Here is a 19,953-nt window from a genome sequence, read left to right as displayed (position 1 = left end):
TATCCAATTAAATGATAAGATAGTGGATATCTATTTAGATGGATTTGTTTATAAGGGGCATGGACCACCATGAAGACTCCTGTGGGAAAGCGAGACAACCGAGACCCCGCACGAAGCGTTCAAGTGGAAGGAGGCTAAGTGGTGGTCTGTGCCGAATTTTATATCCAACTCTATTCATCCAATATTGAGTTTGTCTAAAGTTTAAGGTTATCAAACGCTTGTGTTTGATAACCTTTTCCGAAATTTATTAAGCTTGTCTATTTTCTATAATCTCTACAAATTTTTTAGACGCTTGTGATAAAGACACACTCTTTAAAAAACATACACCAATATTTCTCTTTGGTATTTCTTCCACTAAAGGTAACTCATACAACAATCCTTTGTTTAAATATTCTTGGGAAAATTCTTTTGTTACACAAGCAATCCCTAAATTGATACGAGCAAATTCCAATAATAAATCATGGGAGCCTAACTCAAACTCAGGAGCAATTTTAATCCCTTTGGATAATATATAATCTTCTACGTACTTTCTGGAAATTGAATTAGGTTCTAATAATATTAATGGCAGCTCAGTAACTTCCTCTAGACTTATTGGGTGAGATAATAGACTTTTATATTTTTCTCCACAAACAAATATATCATGGATATCAATACATGGAATTTGTTCTAATGTAGGATCTTCGAGAGGAAAATTACAAATTGCAATATCAATTCCTCCTGACTTTAATATCGAACAAAGCTCTAGCGTGGTGCCGTTCTCAATCTTAAATTTAATATTCGGGTACTTCATATGAAATGCTTCTAAATACGGAAGTAAGTAATATCTAGAAATTGTATCGCCTACGCCTATTTTCAATTCCCCAGCAGTTAAATGTTTAAATTCAAACAGCTTTTCTTCCCCAACATCGATTAAATTCATAGCGGAGCTCACATACTCAAACAGAAGGATCCCCTCATTTGTTAAAGATACTCCTCTTGGTGTTCGATTAAAAAGTCGAATATCTAACTCTCTTTCTAGTTGCATGATGGACTGGCTAACAGCTGGTTGTGTCATATAGAGATCTTTTGCGGCCTTCGAAAAACTTTTAAAAATGGCGACTTTACAAAATACTCTATATAAATCTAATTTACTTACCATATAAGCACCCCTTATATCTACTATATCATATATTCATTTTACTTATATCATTAATTACATGTATAGTACAAGTAGGTACAAATTACAAATAAATTTTTATGCTTATTAAGGAGCGATCATTTTGGAAAGAGTTGTTGGAACAGTTGTAAGAGGACTTCGTTGCCCAATCATCAATCAAGGAGATAACATCGAAGAAATCGTTGTAGATAGCGTGTTAAAAGCTTCAGAGGTAGAAGGCTTTTCCATTCAAGACAAAGATATTGTAACATTAACAGAATCCATCGTTGCACGTGCGCAAGGAAACTATGCGACAATCGATCATATTGCACAAGATGTTCAATCGAAATTTGGAGAGGAAACAGTTGGTGTTATCTTCCCTATTTTAAGTCGTAATCGATTTGCAAACATCCTTCGCGGTATCGCGAAAGGTGCTAAAAAAGTTGTATTAATGCTAAGCTATCCATCGGACGAAGTTGGCAATCACTTGGTAGACATAGATTTACTTGACGAAAAAGGCGTTAATCCTTGGACAGATGTTCTAACTGAAAAACAATTCCGTGATCATTTTGGCTATATTAAACATACGTTTACTGGAGTCGATTATATTGAGTATTATAAATCATTAATCGAAGAATTCGGAGTGGAATGTGAAGTAATCTTCTCTAATAATGCTAAAACTATTTTAGATTACACAAAAAATGTTCTTACTTGTGATATCCACACAAGATTCAGAACGAAAAGAATTTTGAAAGCAAATGGCGGAGAGAAAATTTACGGTCTCGATGACATCTTATCAGCGTCCATTGATAGTAGTGGATTTAATGAAGCTTATGGTCTACTTGGGTCAAATAAATCAACAGAAGATAGCGTTAAACTTTTCCCTCGTGAATGCCAACCAATCGTTGATAAAATCCAACAAATGTTACAAGAAAAAACAGGTAAAAATGTAGAAGTCATGGTTTACGGAGATGGTGCATTCAAAGATCCAGTAGGAAAAATATGGGAACTCGCAGATCCAGTTGTATCCCCTGCTTATACAGCAGGTCTTGATGGTACACCAAATGAAGTGAAGTTAAAATACCTTGCAGATAATAACTTTGCCGATTTAAGAGGCGAAGAACTTAAACAAGCTATTTCTGAATTTATAAATAATAAAAATGAAGATCTTGTTGGTGCAATGGAAGCGCAAGGGACAACTCCTAGAAGACTAACAGATCTTATCGGTTCTTTATCTGATTTAACTTCTGGAAGTGGCGACAAAGGAACACCTATTGTCTTCATCCAAGGTTATTTTGATAATTATACAAAATAATATATAGGAAAGAGCTCGTGCTTTTTGGTGAGGTATTTGACAGTTTAATTGTCGAATACCTCGCTTTTTTAATTGCTTTATATTCAATAAACAACTTAAACTGACCTCTAAGTTTTATATTAAACTGATGCTTTTACAAGTGCCAAAACTTTGATAAAGTTTTCTACAAATAAGAAAACAAATTCAGAAGAAAGTAAGGTTTAAAATTATGAACACAGTGAAAAGTTATTCAAGATCAAATACGGTTGATTTAATCATAAGTGCGATGTTAATTGCACTCGTATTTGTTTCAACAGTTTTATTAAATATCAAATTACCTATTACGGCAAACGGTGGTTTAGTTCATCTTGGAACAGGTATGCTCTTTATCGCATCTATTTTATTTGGTCCTAAAAAAGGAGCAATTGCTGGTGCTGTTGGGATGGGCTTATTTGATTTAATCTCGGGATGGACATTGTGGGCACCTTTCACTATAGTAGCTCGAGGTTTACAAGGATATATAGTTGGAAAAATTGCCTGGTCAAATGGTCGTAACGGAAACAGTTATGCCTTCAATCTAGTCGCAACAATTTGTTCGGTTCCTTTTATGCTTGCTGTCTATTATATTTGCGAACGAGTTATATTCGGTAGTTGGGTTATTCCATTAGCTTCTATTCCCGGAAATCTCATTCAGAATGTTGTAGGTATGTGTGTAGCTCTTCCGGTTTGTGTTGTGTTAAAAAAGGTGCCTATTTTTAAATAATCATTTTAAATCCCCACTTCTAAATACGAAGTGGGGATTTGTTCACTTTGAATCAATGAATATTTTTTACAGTAATTGATTCCGTCCAAATATTACCGGCATCATCTTCTATCTCGAATTTATAAACACCGTTTTTACTTACAGAGAAAAAGACAGTAGACCTATTAACGTATGTACCATTCGGTAATTTTATACTTCTCACCATCGTCTTATCTGGTATATTCACGGTTATTATTACATTACTTTTAGTTTTAGCATAAGAACTTTTTGTAATGATTACTTTTGGTTTTACATTATCAAGATCGGTTACCTCTAACGATTTAGTAATGACATTTCCGGTCACATCTTCTATTACAAATAAATAAGTTCCATTCTTATTTACTGTATAGCTAGCTTTTGAATCATTAACTTTAACTCCATTTGGAAGTATAATTGTCTTAATACCTAAATTATCTTTTGCAGTAATTGTAATATTCATATTATTTTTCGATGCGTTTTTAACTGCTTTTAAGTCAGCAATTGGTGGATCCATATCTAACACTTGCCACCAGAACTCATGCTCTTTTTCAGATTTTTCCTCTGAATCCTCACTTCTTGCCATAACTTTAAACTCATACGGCCCTATTTCTACTGGGCGCCATACCAAACTATTAGCGGGTCCATATTTTTGGAGAACCTTCCATTTTCCATCTTCATTGATTAGAAATTGATACTGTGGGTTAACACCACCCACTGCATTCGCTGTAAACACATATTCTAGCGGTAATCGGCTTGTTTGATCTTTCGTTACAGATAAGCTTGTAATTGACGGAGCCATTGTTTGAAATTGAATATCTTGTTTTGCAGGTAATTTTTCACCAATAGAGTTAGTTAATGCCCCATTTCCGATAGACAATGTGTACGTTGCGTATTCTTGTAAATATTCTGGTCTAATAGTTAAAACTTCCCTGTTAATCGTAGTGTCTACCCTCACAAATCCATCTGGTCCTTTAAGAGTAATTTCCGCTTTATCATTCAGAGTAATTGTTTCATTATATACCACTTGGAAAAAACTATTTATCGGTATATTTTTTGTACCAGTCGTTAATTCTCTCATGTCATTGTTACCAAGATGTTTGCGATATAGTGCTGTTTGCGCAGAAAAAACTTCCTTATTATAATTTTCAACAAACTCTAAAAAGTAATTATTATTGCTATCTGAATATATCGATATTAGTCCATTCCTATAATGTAGTTTTTCGACTAACCTATTTTTCTTAAGCGTGTATAAGTAATTAGTCGTGTTATATGTATATACATCAATCCCGCCAGAATTACTAACTGCAAATGTTAACTGATCCTTTAAGCTGAATTCAAAGTCTTTATATTCCCGATCAAATTCAAACTTATATACCATATCTCCAGGCTGTTTTTCGGCTAAGTCGAAAACAACACCACTATGATTATATACTTGAAGACCATCTGGAGAAATGTTTGCTGTTGGATTTAAACGATAGTCTCCGTGATAAGGGGAATTATACTGTTTAATAATGATTCCATTATTGATTTCATAAGCATAAATGTCTCTTGGGTTAACCTTTGAACTAATCGTATATAATTTCGAAGCCTCTTTATTGTAATAAATCATGGAAAAAGGGGAAACATAAATATTTTTCTCATTGTCCACTTTAGTTTTGTTTACTAAGGAATAAACCTTTATAGAACCATGTTGATCCGAGCCAGGAGTAATATAGATAAATCCATTTTGATCGATGGCAATATCATAAGGATCTTCGTCTATATGCATAACGGAATTTAACGTAAATTTTTCTGTATCAACTTCCGCAATACCACCCTCATGAGGACCAAAATTGTAGCTATCATGCTTCATTTTAAGCTGTGTCACATATAGATTCTGATTATACAATTCTAATCGCTCCGCTGGATACGGTAATGTAAGCGTTTTAATGACACCTGTTTCATAATTAACTGCTTGAATTGTTTTACTACCCTTTTCTGTCATGTAAACAACTGGTTTATCAGGGTCAACAGCTGTATCGTAAGGGTTAAATCCTATGTTAACTGGCCCTCCTGCTGCTAGTGCAATCTTTTCCGGTTCTAGTAAAACGAGGGTAAAAAGAACAAAAATGAATAAAAATAAAGAATGTGCTATGTTTTTCAAAAAAATCCTCCTAGTATATATATTAACTAATGCTATTAAATTATATCAGCTAGAAATAATTGTTATCTATCCAAATATAGGTAAATGAATATTCCATAAATTTTATTCCTCTATAGTATTAACAATCCATATAAAAAGCCTTTCATTACTTCTACTTGAAAAGTAAGGAAAGGCTATATCATTCTATTAAAATTTGGGTCATACAAGTGCATTATTGGATAATTATAATACTGATAACAGTAGTAGTCTTGTTCTTGTTGTTGAACTAAATTGATATCAGAGGCAGTTTTTAAAGCAATCACCACGGTAAAAGCACCAATAACTTGTGTCCAACTTCCAATAAACGACAATCTGTCACCAGCTCTATTCAGGTTTTTCATGGAAAAAAGAAGACCTACTGCGTCAAGAAATGCTCCTAAAGCAAGTATACTTAATCCAGTTACTTCTAAACTTTTAAACGGCGAATGCCCTTCTAGTGCACCAATTGCCTCATAAGTTGCACCAAGCCCTTGAATACCACTTCCAACCGCATTTAGACCAATGGCACCTTCATCAGCAGTAGCGATTTCGATATTCGTTGTAACTGTATTCGTAACATTACCAACCGCCTGAATCCATGCACCAAATATTATATCAGTTAAGTACGACTCTTTTTCTTCCGACAATAATACTGTAGTTCCTATTGCCTCCAAACTGTTTCCGAAAGCTTCAATGGCATTCCCTTTGGCAATTAGGTTTGCTCCCATCAGACTTTCGGTAAATGTTTTACTTGTTTGTCCTATAGCTGTAATAACGGTACCAATTGTAACAATCCAGGCAGCCGTATATACAAGCTCCTCTCCATGTTGCTTCAAAATATCCCACCGTTCCGTAAACGACAGTACCATATCATATGCGCGGATTTGTATTGTTGCTCGCTTCAATTAGTGTAAATGCAAATCGATAAATGGTACCATTCACAATTAAGCTTGTAGTAATGTGCAACAAACGTACGAATGTCAGATTACTATGCTCTCACATAAAAAAAGTCTACAAACCAAAAAAACATTCACTAATCGATTAGTGAATGTCTTTTTACTTATTTTAACAATCCTTCTTTCAAATCATTATGCCATTTCGAAAGCATCGGTAAATCAGCTTCATCAATCATTCCGGCATCACGAGCTGCTTTTGTCAATGCATCATAATTCGTTAAACTTACAAAGAAGATGCCAGCTTCTTTAAAAGCTTGTTCTGCTTTTGGAAGTCCATATGTAAAAATACTCACTACTCCAAGTACTTCAAAACCTTCTTTTTGAAGCGCTTCTACAGCTACTAAGCTGCTCCCACCAGTAGAGATTAGATCTTCAATGACCACTACTTTTTGTCCAGCGACCATTTTACCTTCAATTTGATTGCCACGACCATGTTCTTTTGCTTTTGAACGAACATACATCATCGGGAGTTCTAATACATCACTTACCCATGCGGCATGTGGAATACCTGCTGTTGCTGTACCAGCTATAGCTTCTGTTCCTGGGAAGTATTTCCTGATTGCATCCGCTAATCCTTTTGCAATTTGTTTTCGAATTGTAGGAGACGACATCGTAATGCGGTTATCACAGTAAATAGGAGATTTAATGCCAGATGCCCATGTGAAAGGTTCGTTTGGTTTTAATTCGATTGCTCCTACTTTAAGTAGCGCTTTTGCGATTGTATTTTCTAATGTCATGCTTGTTCCTCCCACACCTTTAATATGTTCTCATAAGCTTGAACAGCGTTGTCTGCTCTTGTAATTGCCCGCCCTACGACAATATGAGACGAACCTAATATTCTAGCGTTTGATGGTGTCGCTACACGAATTTGATCGTGTGCTTCCCCTTCTGATAAGCGAATTCCTGGAGTTACTCTCAAAAATTCATTACCACATGCATCCAGAATTTTATTCGCTTCTAGTACCGAACATACAACACCGTCTAATCCAGCACTTTTAACCAGTTTTGCGTAGTGGACAACAGATACATCAATAGATGTTTGGATCAGTTGCTCTTCTTGCATTTGTTTTTCCGAAGTGGACGTCAGCTGTGTTACACCAATAATAGCCGGTCTTTTATTGCCTGCCGTTGTCCCAGCTTCTAATCCTTCTCGAGCAGCAATCATCATTGCCTTTCCACCAGCAGCATGTACATTCACTAAATCAGCGCCTAATCGAGCTAAACCTTTCATCGCCTGCCCAACTGTATTGGGAATGTCGTGAAGCTTCAAATCAAGAAACACATCATGTCCCATTCCTTTCAGCTTATAGACGATAGATGGACCTTCTTGCAAATAAAGTTCCATCCCTACTTTTACAAAAAGAGTTTGTTCGAAAGGTGATAAAAATTGGTATACTTCTTCAGCACTCGCAAAATCTAATGCGACAATTGGACTGTTTTTCATAATCGATGACTCCTTCCAACTAGTTCTGAAACCAAATCAAATCCTAGTTCATCCAATTTTTCTGGAAGTTGCTCGATTAAATTCGGGCAAACAAATGGATCCACGAAGTTTGCGGTACCAACTGCAACAGCACTCGCTCCCGCGGACAAAAAGTCAATTACGTCATCAATCGTTGAAATTCCGCCCATTCCAATGATCGGAATAGACACTTGTTTTGCTACATCATATACCATACGAAGGGCAACAGGTTTAATCGCTGGACCAGATAATCCACCTGTGACATTGGCAATAACCGGTTGACCAGTTTTCGTATCTAAACGCATACCAAGCAGTGTATTAATCATAGTAATTCCGTCCGCTCCACCTGCTTCTACCGCTTTTGCGATATCATTTACATTTGTCACGTTCGGGGAAAGCTTTACGTACACAGGAACCGAGGAAACTTCTTTTACAGCCCGAGTTAACTCTTCTGCAATTACAGGATCTGTTCCAAAAGTAATCCCACCTTGCTTTACATTTGGACATGAAATATTTATCTCTAGCGCATGCACATTCGGTGCTTTTGATATGCTTTTCGCAACTGCTACATAATCTTCCGTTAGTGTTCCGGCAACATTTGCGATAATTGGCACATCATATTGCTCTAACCAAGGAAGTTCATTTTCCATTACTTTCGTTAAACCCGGATTTTGTAACCCGATCGCATTTAACATCCCAGCTGGTGTTTCTGCTACACGCGGTGTCGGATTTCCTAGCCTCATTTCTAATGTTGTTGCTTTAATCATTATCGCACCGAGCTTAGATAGATCATATAATTTGGCATATTCTTTCCCAAAGCCAAAGCATCCTGAAGCCGGCATGATAGGATTTTTCAATGAAAGGCCTGGCAATTTAACCGCTAATCTATTCATACAAGAACCACTCCTGACTGAAACACTGGACCATCTGAACAAACTTTTACATAGTCGGCTTCTGTTTTTTCTGTCGTTTCACATACGCATGCAAAGCAAGCCCCTATTCCGCAGCCCATGCGTTGTTCGAAAGATAAATACCCTACTTTTTCCGGATACATTTTCTCCAGAGCAGCTAACATTGGCGTTGGCCCGCAACTGTAGTAAACGGCAATATCATCTTCTAACGTTTCAAGTACTTTCGTAACAAATCCTTTATGACCGTGAGATCCGTCTACCGTTACGATATGTGTTTCTCCTAACTCTTGAAATTGTCGTTCATAAAACACTACATTTTTTGATTGGAACCCGAGTACATGAATTGGTTTTACTCTATTTTCCACAAGCCGTTTTGATAACTCATAAAGTGGTGGTACCCCTATTCCTCCCCCAACTAGTAACACTGTTTGACCTGCTTCTACTTTATCGATTGGAAAACCATTTCCAAGAGGCCCAAGTACATCGACTTGGTCTCCTGGTTTCTTTTCAGAAAGAAGTATAGTTCCTCTTCCATCCGCACGATAGATCATCGTAAACTCCAGTGTTTCTTTATCTATTGACGATATACTAATAGGTCTTCTAAGCAGTGGTTCCATTTGGTCAGACACACGTAAATGGACAAATTGACCGGGTTGTTTCATCTCTTGAACGAGTTGCCCAATTAATGTTAGTTCGAAGATGTTCGTCGCAATTTGTTGTTGCCTGACGACCTGCATTTGTTCTTGTCTAATCATGCATGAACCTCCTCCCGTGTCATCGTATCTGTTGAAAAAGTCATTGATTCGATGACCCGCAGCAATGCTTCTGCGGTGTCTAAAGATGTTAAACAGGGAATACCATTTTCAACCGATTCTCTTCGAATACGGAACCCATCACGTTCTGGCTGCATCCCTTTTGTTAATGTATTAATAACAAATTGTGCCTTCCCTTTTTGAATCAGATCTATGATTGTCGTACCTTTTGAACCGATTTTTCCTACAATATCTACAGGTATTCCTGTTTTTTGAATCGCTTCTGCTGTTCCTACTGTTGCAATAATGCGGAAGCCTATATGATTAAACTTTTTGGCGATTTCAATTGCTTCTTCCTTATCTTTATCCGAGACAGTCATTAGGACAGAACCATGATCTTTTATTTCCATGCCAGCCGCTACTAAGCCTTTGTATAATGCTTTTTCTAACGTGATGTCTTTCCCCATTACTTCCCCAGTCGATTTCATCTCTGGTCCAAGTGTAATGTCTACACGACGAAGCTTCGCAAAGCTGAATACTGGCACTTTTACAAAGACGCCTTGGCTATTCGGAACAAGTCCTGGTTTATAGCCTTGTTCTAGAATGGATTGACCTAAAATTGCTTTTGTTGCGATATTCGCCATTGGAATGGATGTAATTTTACTTAAAAATGGTACTGTACGGCTTGAGCGTGGATTTACTTCAATCACATATACTTCATCATTTGAAATGACGTATTGGATATTCATTAATCCTACAATTTTCAACCCTTTTGCAAGTCTAGTTGTATAGTCCAGAAGGGTATCAATATGTTGTTGTGAAAGTCTTTGTGGTGGATACACAGCAATTGAGTCACCAGAGTGAACTCCTGCGCGTTCAATATGCTCCATAATTCCTGGGATTAATACGTTCTCTCCATCACAAATGGCGTCTACTTCAATTTCTGTTCCAGTTAAGTAACGGTCGATTAGTACCGGTTTTTCTGGACTTGCATCTACGGCATGCTCCATATAATGTTTAATCTCTTCTTCGGTATAAACGATTTGCATTGCACGACCACCTAGTACGTAAGAAGGTCTTACAAGCACTGGGTAACCGATTTCGTTTGCAATCGCTACTGCTTCTTCTACTGAAACGGCTGTTTTCCCAAGTGGTTGCGGAATATCAATCTCATGTAGGGCAGCTTCAAATTCGTTACGATTTTCTGCACGGTCGATATCTTCTAATGTAGTCCCTAAAATTTTTACGCCTCTTTCTTCTAAAGCAGCAGCTAAGTTAATCGCTGTTTGACCACCAAATTGTACGACTACTCCTTTTGGTTGTTCTAGGTCTACGATATGCATGACATCTTCCACCGTTAGAGGTTCGAAGTATAATTTATCGGAGATAGAGAAATCGGTTGAAACTGTTTCAGGATTGTTGTTTATAATAATTGCTTCGTACCCTGCTTCTTTAATAGCCCATACCGAGTGAACCGTTGCGTAGTCAAATTCCACCCCTTGACCGATACGAATCGGACCTGATCCAAGCACGATAACACTTTCTTTTTCGCTACGGATAGATTCGTTTTCTTCTTCGTATGTTCCGTAGAAGTATGGCGTTTCTGATTCAAATTCTCCTGCACAAGTATCAACCATTTTGTAAACAGGAACGATGTTATGTTTTTTCTTAAAATTGTACACTTCTATTTCTTTTACATTCCAATATTTTGCGATTGTTTTATCCGCAAAGCCCATACGTTTTGCTTTGTATAGCACCTCTTGATCATATGGATTTGCTTGAATTTCTTTTTCGTATCGCACAATATTTTGTAGTTTGTTTAAGAAAAATACATCGATTTGGCTCCACACATGGATTTGCTCTACCGATACCCCTCTGCGAAGTGCTTCCCCGATGAAGAACAAGCGCTCATCTCCTGCACGGCGAATACGTTTTTGCATCCATTCATCTGTGATGGTTTCAGCGTTTTTCATTTCGATATGGAAGTGACCGGTTTCAAGGGAGCGAACTGATTTCAGAATTGCTTCTTCAAACGTACGCCCTAGGGACATTACTTCCCCGGTTGCTTTCATTTGCGTTCCTAGATTACGTTTAGCTGACTCAAATTTATCGAATGGCCATCTTGGGATTTTCGCCACGATATAATCAAGTGCCGGTTCAAAGCAAGCATACGTTTTTTCTGTTACGGGGTTCATCATTTCATCTAATGTAAGACCTACTGCAATTTTTGCTGCAAGCTTCGCAATAGGATATCCAGTAGCTTTTGAAGCAAGTGCCGAGGAACGGCTTACTCGTGGGTTAACTTCAATAATATAATAATTAAAGCTATGTGGATCGAGCGCTAGCTGTACATTACATCCACCTTCAATTTTTAATGCACGAATAATTTTTAGTGACACATTACGAAGCATTTGATTTTCACGGTCCGACAAAGTTTGCGTAGGAGCAACAACAATCGAATCTCCTGTATGAATTCCAACTGCATCGACGTTTTCCATATTACATACAACAATTGCATTATCTGCAGAGTCGCGCATTACTTCGTATTCAATTTCTTTATATCCTGCAATTGATTTTTCAAGCAAACATTGGGTTACTGGACTATACTTTAATCCACTCGTTACGATTTCCTGTAAGTCCGCGGAGTTTTGGCAAATACCTCCACCTGTTCCACCGAGTGTGAAAGCAGGACGCACGATTACGGGGTAGCCAATTCGTTCCACAAATGCTTTTGCTTCGTCCATATTATGGATAATATCACTGTCAGGTACAGGCTCTCCTAATTCGTTCATGAGTGTACGGAATAGATCACGGTCTTCCGCTTTATGGATTGCTTCTAGTTTGGTTCCTAAAATTTCTATTCCTAATTCTTTTAAAATACCTGATTCGTCAAGAGCAATCGCCATATTCAATCCTGTTTGCCCACCGAGTGTAGGTAAAATCGCATCCGGGCGTTCTTTGCGAATGATTTTGCTTACAAAAGGTAAAGTGATAGGCTCAATATATACTTTATCTGCTATTTCCGTATCTGTCATAATCGTTGCAGGGTTGGAGTTTACTAGAATTACTCGGTATCCTTCTTCTTTCAATGAAATACAAGCTTGCGTTCCAGCATAGTCAAATTCTGCAGCTTGACCGATGACAATTGGACCAGAACCGATTACTAATATGGTTTCGATATCTTTACGTTTAGGCATGTGAACTCTCCTTTTTGCTATTAGCATTCATTAATTCGATAAATTGGTCAAATAGGTGAGTGGAATCCTCTGGACCGCATGAACCTTCTGGATGGAACTGTACGGAATACACTGGGAACTTTTTATGTTTTACGCCTTCGACCGTACCGTCATTTAGCGCAATATGGGTGATTTCTAAATCTGTGTTAGCGATTGAATCTGTATCAATTGCATAGCCATGATTTTGAGAAGTAAGTTCTGTTCTTCCAGTCGTTAAATCTTTTACTGGATGATTACCCCCGCGATGCCCGAATTTCAATTTGAAAGATGTAGCACCACTTGCAAGCGATATAAGTTGATGTCCTAGACATACTCCAAAAATCGGAACTTGCCCGATAATTTCCTTTACCATTTCGATCGCTTCTGGAATATCGGTTGGATCTCCAGGGCCGTTTGATAACATAACCCCGTCTGGGGACATTGCTAAGACTTCTTTTGAGGATGTATTATATGGTACGACAATAATGTCGCAATTACGTTTATTTAATTCTCTTAAAATACCGTGCTTCATACCAAAGTCAACAAGTACTACTCTTTTTCCACGACCTGGGCTTGGATAAGGACGAGCAATAGAGACTTGTTCTACTACATTTTTTGGAATAATAGTGGCTATTAGTTTTTCTATTTCTTGTTCCAAGTTCAATTCTTCTCCGGCTTTTGTAAGCCTCCCTTTTATAGATCCATGATTGCGAATAATACGTGTTAATTTTCGTGTATCGATCCCTTCAATCCCGGGGACATTTTTCGCTTCCAAAAATTCATTTAATGTACGTTGGCTTCTAAAGTTAGATGGCTGTTCTGCAAGTTCTCTTATTACTACTCCTGAAAGAGCAAGCTCAATCGATTCAAGATCGTCTGGGTTAATCCCGTAGTTTCCAACCATTGGATACGTAAATGTTAAGATCTGACCACAGTTGGACGGGTCTGAAATGGATTCTTGATAGCCAGTCATTGCCGTAGTGAAAATAACTTCACCAATAGATCCTTCTTCGCTTCCAAAAGCATTTCCTTTAAATACTGTCCCATCCTCTAGTAGTAAATATCTCGTTTTCATTCGTTCTCCTCCTGCCATACGATTTCTCCGTTGTAAATAGTCACTTGTGGCCAAGCAGTGCAAACCCATCCGTTAAATGGTGTGTTTTGACCTTTGGATAAAAATGCTTCCTTTTCAATTGCTTGTTCTTTTTCCAAATCTATTAAAACTAAATCTGCTGGTGCCCCAACTTCTAGCTTTCCAAATTCAAATCCGAAAACGTCAGATGGTTTAGTCGTTAAAGAGTCAAGTAATTGCTGTAAAGTCCATTCTCCCGTTTTCACAAAATGTGTATACAAAAGTGGGAATGCCGTTTCTAGTCCGACAATTCCGAATGGAGCTTTCTCGAAACCATAAGCTTTTTCTTCTTCTGTATGTGGTGCATGATCCGTCGCAATGAAATCTAGCGTTCCATCCAGTAAGCCTTCTCGAAGTGCTAGCATGTCTTCTTTTGATCTTAGTGGAGGATTCATTTTCCAGTTCGCATCGTTTGATAGAATATCATCTTCACAAAGTAATAAATGATGCGGGCTTACTTCTGCTGTTACATTTACGCCTGCTTTTTTCGCATCTCGTATCACACGTACCGATTCTTTCGTACTCACATGGCATACATGATAATGAGCTCCCGCGGCTTCTGCGAGTAAAATATCTCGCGCAATATGTACTGATTCTGAAACAGATGGAATTCCTTTTAATCCTAATTCCTCGTTTCTTTTTCCTTTATGCATTACACCACCGTATATAAGGGTATTATCTTCACAGTGCGCAACAACTGGGATATTAAATTTCGCAGCTTCCTCCATTGCTTCAAGCATTGTACCTGCAGCTTGTATTCCAACTCCGTCATCCGTTAAAGCAAAGGCGCCAAGATTTTTTAACTCTTCAATATTTGTTCTTTCTTTTCCAGCTTGACGGATGGTAATCGATGCATATGGTAGCACGCGTACTAGCGCATTTCTCTCTATTAAATCAAGAACATGTGAGAAGTTTTCTGCTGTATCAGGTACAGGTCGTGTATTTGGCATTGCACAAATCGTTGTATATCCACCTTTTGCTGCAGCTTTCGTTCCTGTTTCGATTGTTTCTTTCTGCTCGCCACCTGGTTCCCGTAAATGGACATGAACATCGATAAATCCAGGTGAGAGAAGCATTCCTTTTCCGTCTATAACATTAGCATTTTCAGTTGTTACATTTGCTCCGATTTCTGCTATTTTTCCTTCTTTTATCACAACTGAAGTTTTTTCCAAATCTCCTGCATTGTTAACTATTTGAACGTTTCGAATAATTTTTGTCATGTTATTCTCTCCCTTTCAAAATCATTTCCGTAATCGCCATACGGACATACACACCATTTTCTACTTGCTTAAGAATTCTAGACCGGCTACACTCTACTACTTCACTCGCGATTTCTACTTCCCGATTAAATGGTGCTGGATGCATGATAATCGCGCCATTTTTCATTTTTCGTTCTCTTTCTACTGTTAATCCAAATGCTTGATGATAGTCTTCTTTAGAAAATATCCCATTGTGTGCATGTCTTTCATGTTGTATTCGAAGCATCATCATGACATCACTAGATTCAATTACTTCATCGAAATTTTGGGTGCATTCAAACTCTCCTTGCCATTCTGTCGGGCATACTAACTGTACTTTTGCGCCGAGGCGAGTAAGGGCATCTGCGTTCGATCTCGCTACTCGACTATGTGCTATATCCCCGACTATCGTGATAATTTTGTTTTGTACTGTCCCAAATTCTTCCCAAATGGTGAAGATGTCGAGGAGGCTTTGAGTTGGATGATTTCCAGTCCCGTCTCCTCCGTTAATGATCGCTACTTTCGTTTTCCCTACTAACTCTTCAAAAAAGTTGTTTTGTTCATGCCTTATTACTAATGCATCTATTCCGATTGCTTCTAAAACTTTCACTGTATCGTAAAGCGACTCTCCTTTTAATGTACTTGAAAAACCTGAATCGAAGGGGATTACATTTAGCTGTAATTTTCGCGCTGCCATTTCAAAACTCATTTTCGTTCGGGTACTCGGTTCAAAAAATAAATTTGCCATCATATAGTTATTTTTCAATGTCGAGGTAGCACCATCTCGAAAATCCTCTGCTCGTTTTAAAATAGCTGTTATTTGTTCCACCGATAAATCTTTCATTGATACTAAGTTTTCCATCTAAATCCTCCTCTTTTCTATAAAAAAAACTTCTTGAAAAGTCTCAAGAAGGTTCGTTTAAGCATAGACAAGGAAAGGAATCTCTTAGTGAAGTCCCAACCAATCTATCCGAACCTTTTGCTGACTCTCTGTTCAACTTTTAAAAGGTTACTTATTCTGTTGTATTTAAGTTCGGTGTTTCCGCTTCTTTTCTTCCTGGTAATACCAAATTCAGTATAACACCTATAATTGCTGCTAGTGCCATACCTTCAATACTTAAAGATTCTGAAACTATGAACTTTGCACCACCAATTCCGATAACTAGAATTACAGAAGCAATGACTAGATTACGGCTATTGCCAAAGTCAATATTGTTTTCAACTAGCATACGAAGACCACTTGAAGCAATAATTCCGAATAGGAGAATGGATACACCACCCAAAACAGCTGTTGGAATTGTTGCAATAACTGCCATCACTTTACCAAAAAAGGATATGAAGATTGCAATAACTGCTGCTCCTAAAATAACATACACACTATATACGCGAGTAATGGCTAATACACCAATATTTTCACCGTATGTCGTTTTTGGTGGACCACCGATTAAAGAACTGATGAATGTACCAAATCCATCTCCTAACAAGGAGCGATGTAAGCCCGGTTCTTTAATATAATTGCGATTCACTACTTTCCCAAGTACTAATTGGTGTCCAATATGTTCCGAAATGGTGACGATGACAATTGGAACCATAATTAATATTAAATGAGGTGTAATAACAAAATCATAATCTACTCCAGGTATTAAAAAGGCTGGAATTTCAAACCATGCTGCTTCCTTTACTGCTGAATAATCTATTATTCCAATGGCAGCTGAGTATATATACCCTACTATTAAACCAATTAATATCGGCATAGTACTTAAAATATTTTTAAAGTAAATTGTACAAAAGACTGCTGTTAATAATGTGACTAATGCCGCTGAGAAGTGGATAAAACTATACTCTTTTAAATCCGTATCCGGAATTGGAATATTCATGGCCATATCAACTGCCACTCCTGCAAGCCCTAGTCCGATAACCATAATTACTGGACCTACCACGATTGGTGGTAACAGTTTCATAATCCATTTATACCCGCTCTTCCAAATGATAAGCGACACGATGCCGTATGTGATTCCGACGAGCATCCCTCCTATCATCGCACTTCCTACTCCACCTATCTCCGTTGCAAGAATAATTGGTGCAATAAAGGCAAAGGATGAGCCTAAATAAGCTGGCACTTGAAACTTCGTAATCATTAAGAAAAATATTGTCGCTATACCACTCGTAAGTAGTGCGATAGCAGGGCTTAACCCTACTAGCTGCGGTACTAAAATTGTTGAACCGAACATGGCGAACATATGCTGAAAGCTTAACGTAATCAGTTGACCTCCAGACGGTTTTTCATTTACATCTAATACGGTATTTGACATGTACGATTCCTCCCCTTTTCTCCGAAAACTATTACTCGAATATAGTTACAGCATCTAAACCATCTTTTTCTACTACTTTGACAACAATTCGTTCGCTACTAGAAGTCGGGATGTTTTTCCCAACATAATCTGCTCGAATCGGAAGCTCTCTATGACCTCTGTCTATTAATACAGCAAGCTGAATTTGTGCAGGTCTTCCTAAATCCATTACTGCATCCATCGCTGCCCGAACCGTTCGTCCTGTGTATAGCACATCATCGACTAGTATTACTTTTTTAGCCGTTACATCATGTGTAATATCTACTTCTTGTACTAATGGCTCATCTGTCCCATTTTTTAGTGATAAGTCATCTCTGTACAAGGTTATATCGAGTTCCCCTGTTTTGATCGCTTTGCCTTCTATCTCTTCAATTCGCTTCGCAAGTCGTTCCGCTAAAAATGCACCTCTCGTTTTAATCCCGACAAGTATGCACTGTTCAATTCCTTTATTTCGTTCGATAATTTCATGTGCAATCCTTGTAAGTGCACGTTTGATCGATTGTTCATCTAAAATGTTTGCTTTTTCTGCCATTGCCATTCTTTTCCCCTTTCCAAAATAAAAAACCTCTTGAGCAAGAGTTGCCCAAGAGGTTGTATGTGCGTAATTAAATAGGGTGAAGTTCACTTAAAAGTCCGCAGACCTATAGTGAGTCACTTTCACATATACCTTCTCAGCCTCTCTGGACTGTTATTAAAGGTGAAGCTATTCGATTTTCTTAATTCAGTATAATGTACTAGTCTTCTTTTATCAAGGATTGTTTTCTCAAATCTTGTATTAAATTTTCGAAATCCTCTGGAAGTGGGGAAGAGAACTCCAAGTACTCGCCTGTTTTTGGTTGGATAAACCCTAAAACTCCTGCATGTAACACTTGTCCGTTAAAATCAATTGTTTTTTTCGGACCGTACTTTGGATCTCCCGCTAGTGGATGCCCAATATATTTCATATGCACGCGAATTTGATGTGTTCTTCCTGTTTCCAATTGACACTCTACTAACGTATATTTATTGAAGCGTTCTAACACTCGGAAATGCGTCACAGCATGCTTTCCGTTATCTACTACAGCCATGCTTTGTCTTTCTTTTTTATCTCGCCCGATTGGAGCATCAATTGTTCCTTTGTCATGAGGAATATGTCCATGCACAAGTGCAGTATATTTACGAGTTACTGTTTTCTTTACTAATTGGTCGACTAATGACTCATGTGCTACATCATTTTTGGCAACCATTAGTAAGCCTGTCGTATCTTTATCTATACGGTGAACAATTCCAGGACGTAATACCCCGTTAATGCCCGATAAATCTTTCACTTGATACATAAGCCCGTTAACAAGTGTACCACTTACATGACCTGGTGCAGGATGAACGACCATTCCACGCGGTTTATATACAACTACTACATCTTCGTCTTCATAGACAATGTGTAAATCCAGGTTTTCCGCAACAATATCAAGTGGAATAGCTTCAGGAGGCGTGATCACAATAACATCTCCTTTTTTCACTTTATAATTCGATTTTGCGGTTTCGTTATTCACTGTTACATGTCCATCTTTTATAAAGTTTTGGATTTGCGTTCGTGACCAATCCGTATCAAAAGAGGCTATTGCTTTGTCAATTCTCTCTTTTTCTTGTTCTTTTTCTATTACAAATGTAAGTTCTTCCATTACTTCACCTTTTTCTTTTCTGCTCGTTCTTCTTTTAATATAAATATTATTACCATCACTACACCGATTGATAACGCCGCATCCGCAACATTAAAAATAGGAAAGTCATAGTTTATGATTGGTATTAATACATCAACGAAATCGACTACTTCTTTTCTCCATAAACGATCGATAAAATTTCCTATTGCGCCGCCTAATAACATCATCAATCCAACTTGAAATATCGGCTTGCCTTTTGCTTCTTTATGAAAATAATAAATAATCCCGATTATAACGATAACTGTAATAATGGTAAACAAACCAAATTGACCTTCTAGCATCCCCCATGCTGCTCCTCTGTTCCGATGAGAAAGTAGTGCGATATAAGGGTCCAATATAGGTATACGTTCGCCAAATTCCATATTTTTAACAATTAACCATTTAGTCCACTGATCAAGAGCAATGACAATTGCCGCTAGTCCATAAAATTTCCACACATCAAATTCCCCCGATTTAAAAGAATCTTCCCTAGTTTACCATACAATGCAACATTACGTAAAAAAACAGAAAAAGAAATAAGCTATCTCGTATCTTTAAACGTTTCGGGTGATTTAAATTGCAGACAGATAGCTGCTTCCCCAATCTATTTCACTATTTATTAACTTAATTAATCGAGCATTAAAAAGTAATAACTATCATTAAAGGATAGGTCGCACAGTATAAGGAAACTGCGTCGTAGTAAAATTTTCCACTGGGATTTCCGCTGCAGGGCGGACGCTTTCCACGGGGGGAGCGATAAGCCATCGCCGACGCTAACGCGTTCGCCTGCAATGTCTCATCTTCTCACTCATCCCGTAGGAGTCGCCGCCCTTTCGCTCCAATCCATCAAAATTTATTGCCAATTTGCTATAAATTGAACAAATCC

17 protein-coding genes are annotated in these 19,953 nt (G+C 37.7%); 2 read left to right on the top strand and 15 right to left on the bottom strand.

Translation table 11 applies throughout. The features are described 5' to 3' along the window. Positions 1-247: 247 nt before the first annotated feature. Positions 248-1,138: a LysR family transcriptional regulator gene (locus ACIQYS_RS17275; RefSeq protein WP_402982592.1), complete on the bottom strand. Its 891-nt coding sequence runs from the start codon at positions 1,136-1,138 to the stop codon at positions 248-250. A 121-nt stretch (positions 1,139-1,259) separates the two neighbouring features. Between ACIQYS_RS17275 and ACIQYS_RS17270 the strand changes: the two genes are divergently transcribed. Together ACIQYS_RS17270 and ACIQYS_RS17265 are read left to right on the top strand one after the other, a co-directional pair. Continuing rightward, positions 1,260-2,450 (top strand): coenzyme F420-0:L-glutamate ligase, encoded by a 1,191-nt coding sequence (locus tag ACIQYS_RS17270; RefSeq protein WP_402982590.1) that lies wholly within the window; start codon positions 1,260-1,262, stop codon positions 2,448-2,450. Positions 2,451-2,658: 208 nt separating this feature from the next. Then, positions 2,659-3,192 carry an ECF transporter S component gene (locus tag ACIQYS_RS17265; RefSeq protein ID WP_402982587.1) on the top strand — a complete coding sequence of 178 codons (534 nt, stop codon included), beginning with the start codon at positions 2,659-2,661 and terminating at the stop codon, positions 3,190-3,192. Positions 3,193-3,244: 52 nt separating this feature from the next. On the opposite strand, the gene ACIQYS_RS17260 is transcribed toward ACIQYS_RS17265, so the two are convergent. The 14 genes from ACIQYS_RS17260 to lspA all read right to left on the bottom strand — a co-directional run bounded on the left by ACIQYS_RS17260 (position 3,245) and on the right by lspA (position 19,525). Further along, positions 3,245-5,353, bottom strand: coding sequence for a triple tyrosine motif-containing protein (locus tag ACIQYS_RS17260; RefSeq protein WP_402982585.1), 2,109 nt, complete (start codon positions 5,351-5,353; stop codon positions 3,245-3,247). 173 nt (positions 5,354-5,526) lie between these two features. Then, positions 5,527-6,207 carry a DUF6944 family repetitive protein gene (locus ACIQYS_RS17255; protein ID WP_402982582.1) on the bottom strand — a complete coding sequence of 227 codons (681 nt, stop codon included), beginning with the start codon at positions 6,205-6,207 and terminating at the stop codon, positions 5,527-5,529. Between the two features lie 224 nt (positions 6,208-6,431). Next, positions 6,432-7,064, bottom strand: a complete 633-nt coding sequence (gene pyrE / locus ACIQYS_RS17250) for an orotate phosphoribosyltransferase (protein WP_402982580.1) — start codon at positions 7,062-7,064, stop codon at positions 6,432-6,434. Further along, complete coding sequence (pyrF, locus tag ACIQYS_RS17245) at positions 7,061-7,771, bottom strand: orotidine-5'-phosphate decarboxylase (protein ID WP_402982577.1); 711 nt, start codon at positions 7,769-7,771, stop codon at positions 7,061-7,063. The genes pyrE and pyrF overlap by 4 nt, the downstream gene beginning before the upstream one ends. Next, complete coding sequence (locus ACIQYS_RS17240) at positions 7,768-8,682, bottom strand: dihydroorotate dehydrogenase (RefSeq protein WP_402982575.1); 915 nt, start codon at positions 8,680-8,682, stop codon at positions 7,768-7,770. Before ACIQYS_RS17240 ends, pyrF begins: the two co-directional genes overlap by 4 nt. Next, positions 8,679-9,455 carry a dihydroorotate dehydrogenase electron transfer subunit gene (locus ACIQYS_RS17235; RefSeq protein WP_402982572.1) on the bottom strand — a complete coding sequence of 259 codons (777 nt, stop codon included), beginning with the start codon at positions 9,453-9,455 and terminating at the stop codon, positions 8,679-8,681. Before ACIQYS_RS17235 ends, ACIQYS_RS17240 begins: the two co-directional genes overlap by 4 nt. Beyond that, positions 9,452-12,649, bottom strand: coding sequence for a carbamoyl-phosphate synthase large subunit (gene carB, locus ACIQYS_RS17230; protein WP_402982570.1), 3,198 nt, complete (start codon positions 12,647-12,649; stop codon positions 9,452-9,454). Before carB ends, ACIQYS_RS17235 begins: the two co-directional genes overlap by 4 nt. Next, on the bottom strand, positions 12,642-13,742 hold the full coding sequence (locus tag ACIQYS_RS17225; protein ID WP_402982567.1) for a carbamoyl phosphate synthase small subunit: 1,101 nt from the start codon (positions 13,740-13,742) through the stop codon (positions 12,642-12,644). Before ACIQYS_RS17225 ends, carB begins: the two co-directional genes overlap by 8 nt. After that, positions 13,739-15,019 (bottom strand): dihydroorotase, encoded by a 1,281-nt coding sequence (locus ACIQYS_RS17220; RefSeq protein ID WP_402982564.1) that lies wholly within the window; start codon positions 15,017-15,019, stop codon positions 13,739-13,741. The genes ACIQYS_RS17225 and ACIQYS_RS17220 overlap by 4 nt, the downstream gene beginning before the upstream one ends. Position 15,020: 1 nt before the next feature. Next, complete coding sequence (locus tag ACIQYS_RS17215; protein ID WP_402982562.1) at positions 15,021-15,899, bottom strand: aspartate carbamoyltransferase catalytic subunit; 879 nt, start codon at positions 15,897-15,899, stop codon at positions 15,021-15,023. Positions 15,900-16,050: 151 nt separating this feature from the next. Further along, the gene (locus tag ACIQYS_RS17210; protein ID WP_402982559.1) at positions 16,051-17,349 is read right to left on the bottom strand and encodes a uracil-xanthine permease family protein; all 1,299 of its coding nucleotides are present in this window, start codon (positions 17,347-17,349) and stop codon (positions 16,051-16,053) included. Between the two features lie 31 nt (positions 17,350-17,380). Further along, a complete protein-coding gene (gene pyrR, locus ACIQYS_RS17205) occupies positions 17,381-17,920 on the bottom strand; it encodes a bifunctional pyr operon transcriptional regulator/uracil phosphoribosyltransferase PyrR (protein WP_402982727.1) in 540 nt (179 codons plus the stop codon). A 202-nt stretch (positions 17,921-18,122) separates the two neighbouring features. After that, the gene (locus tag ACIQYS_RS17200; RefSeq protein WP_402982553.1) at positions 18,123-19,049 is read right to left on the bottom strand and encodes an RluA family pseudouridine synthase; all 927 of its coding nucleotides are present in this window, start codon (positions 19,047-19,049) and stop codon (positions 18,123-18,125) included. After that, positions 19,049-19,525, bottom strand: coding sequence for a signal peptidase II (lspA, locus tag ACIQYS_RS17195; protein ID WP_402982550.1), 477 nt, complete (start codon positions 19,523-19,525; stop codon positions 19,049-19,051). Before lspA ends, ACIQYS_RS17200 begins: the two co-directional genes overlap by 1 nt. Positions 19,526-19,953: the final 428 nt, after the last annotated feature.

The organism is Psychrobacillus sp. NPDC096426 (assembly GCF_044762745.1).
Classification (GTDB): domain Bacteria; phylum Bacillota; class Bacilli; order Bacillales_A; family Planococcaceae; genus Psychrobacillus.
The sequence above is the reverse complement of the archived record's forward strand: the minus strand, read 5'-3'. Positions and strand labels throughout refer to the sequence as shown.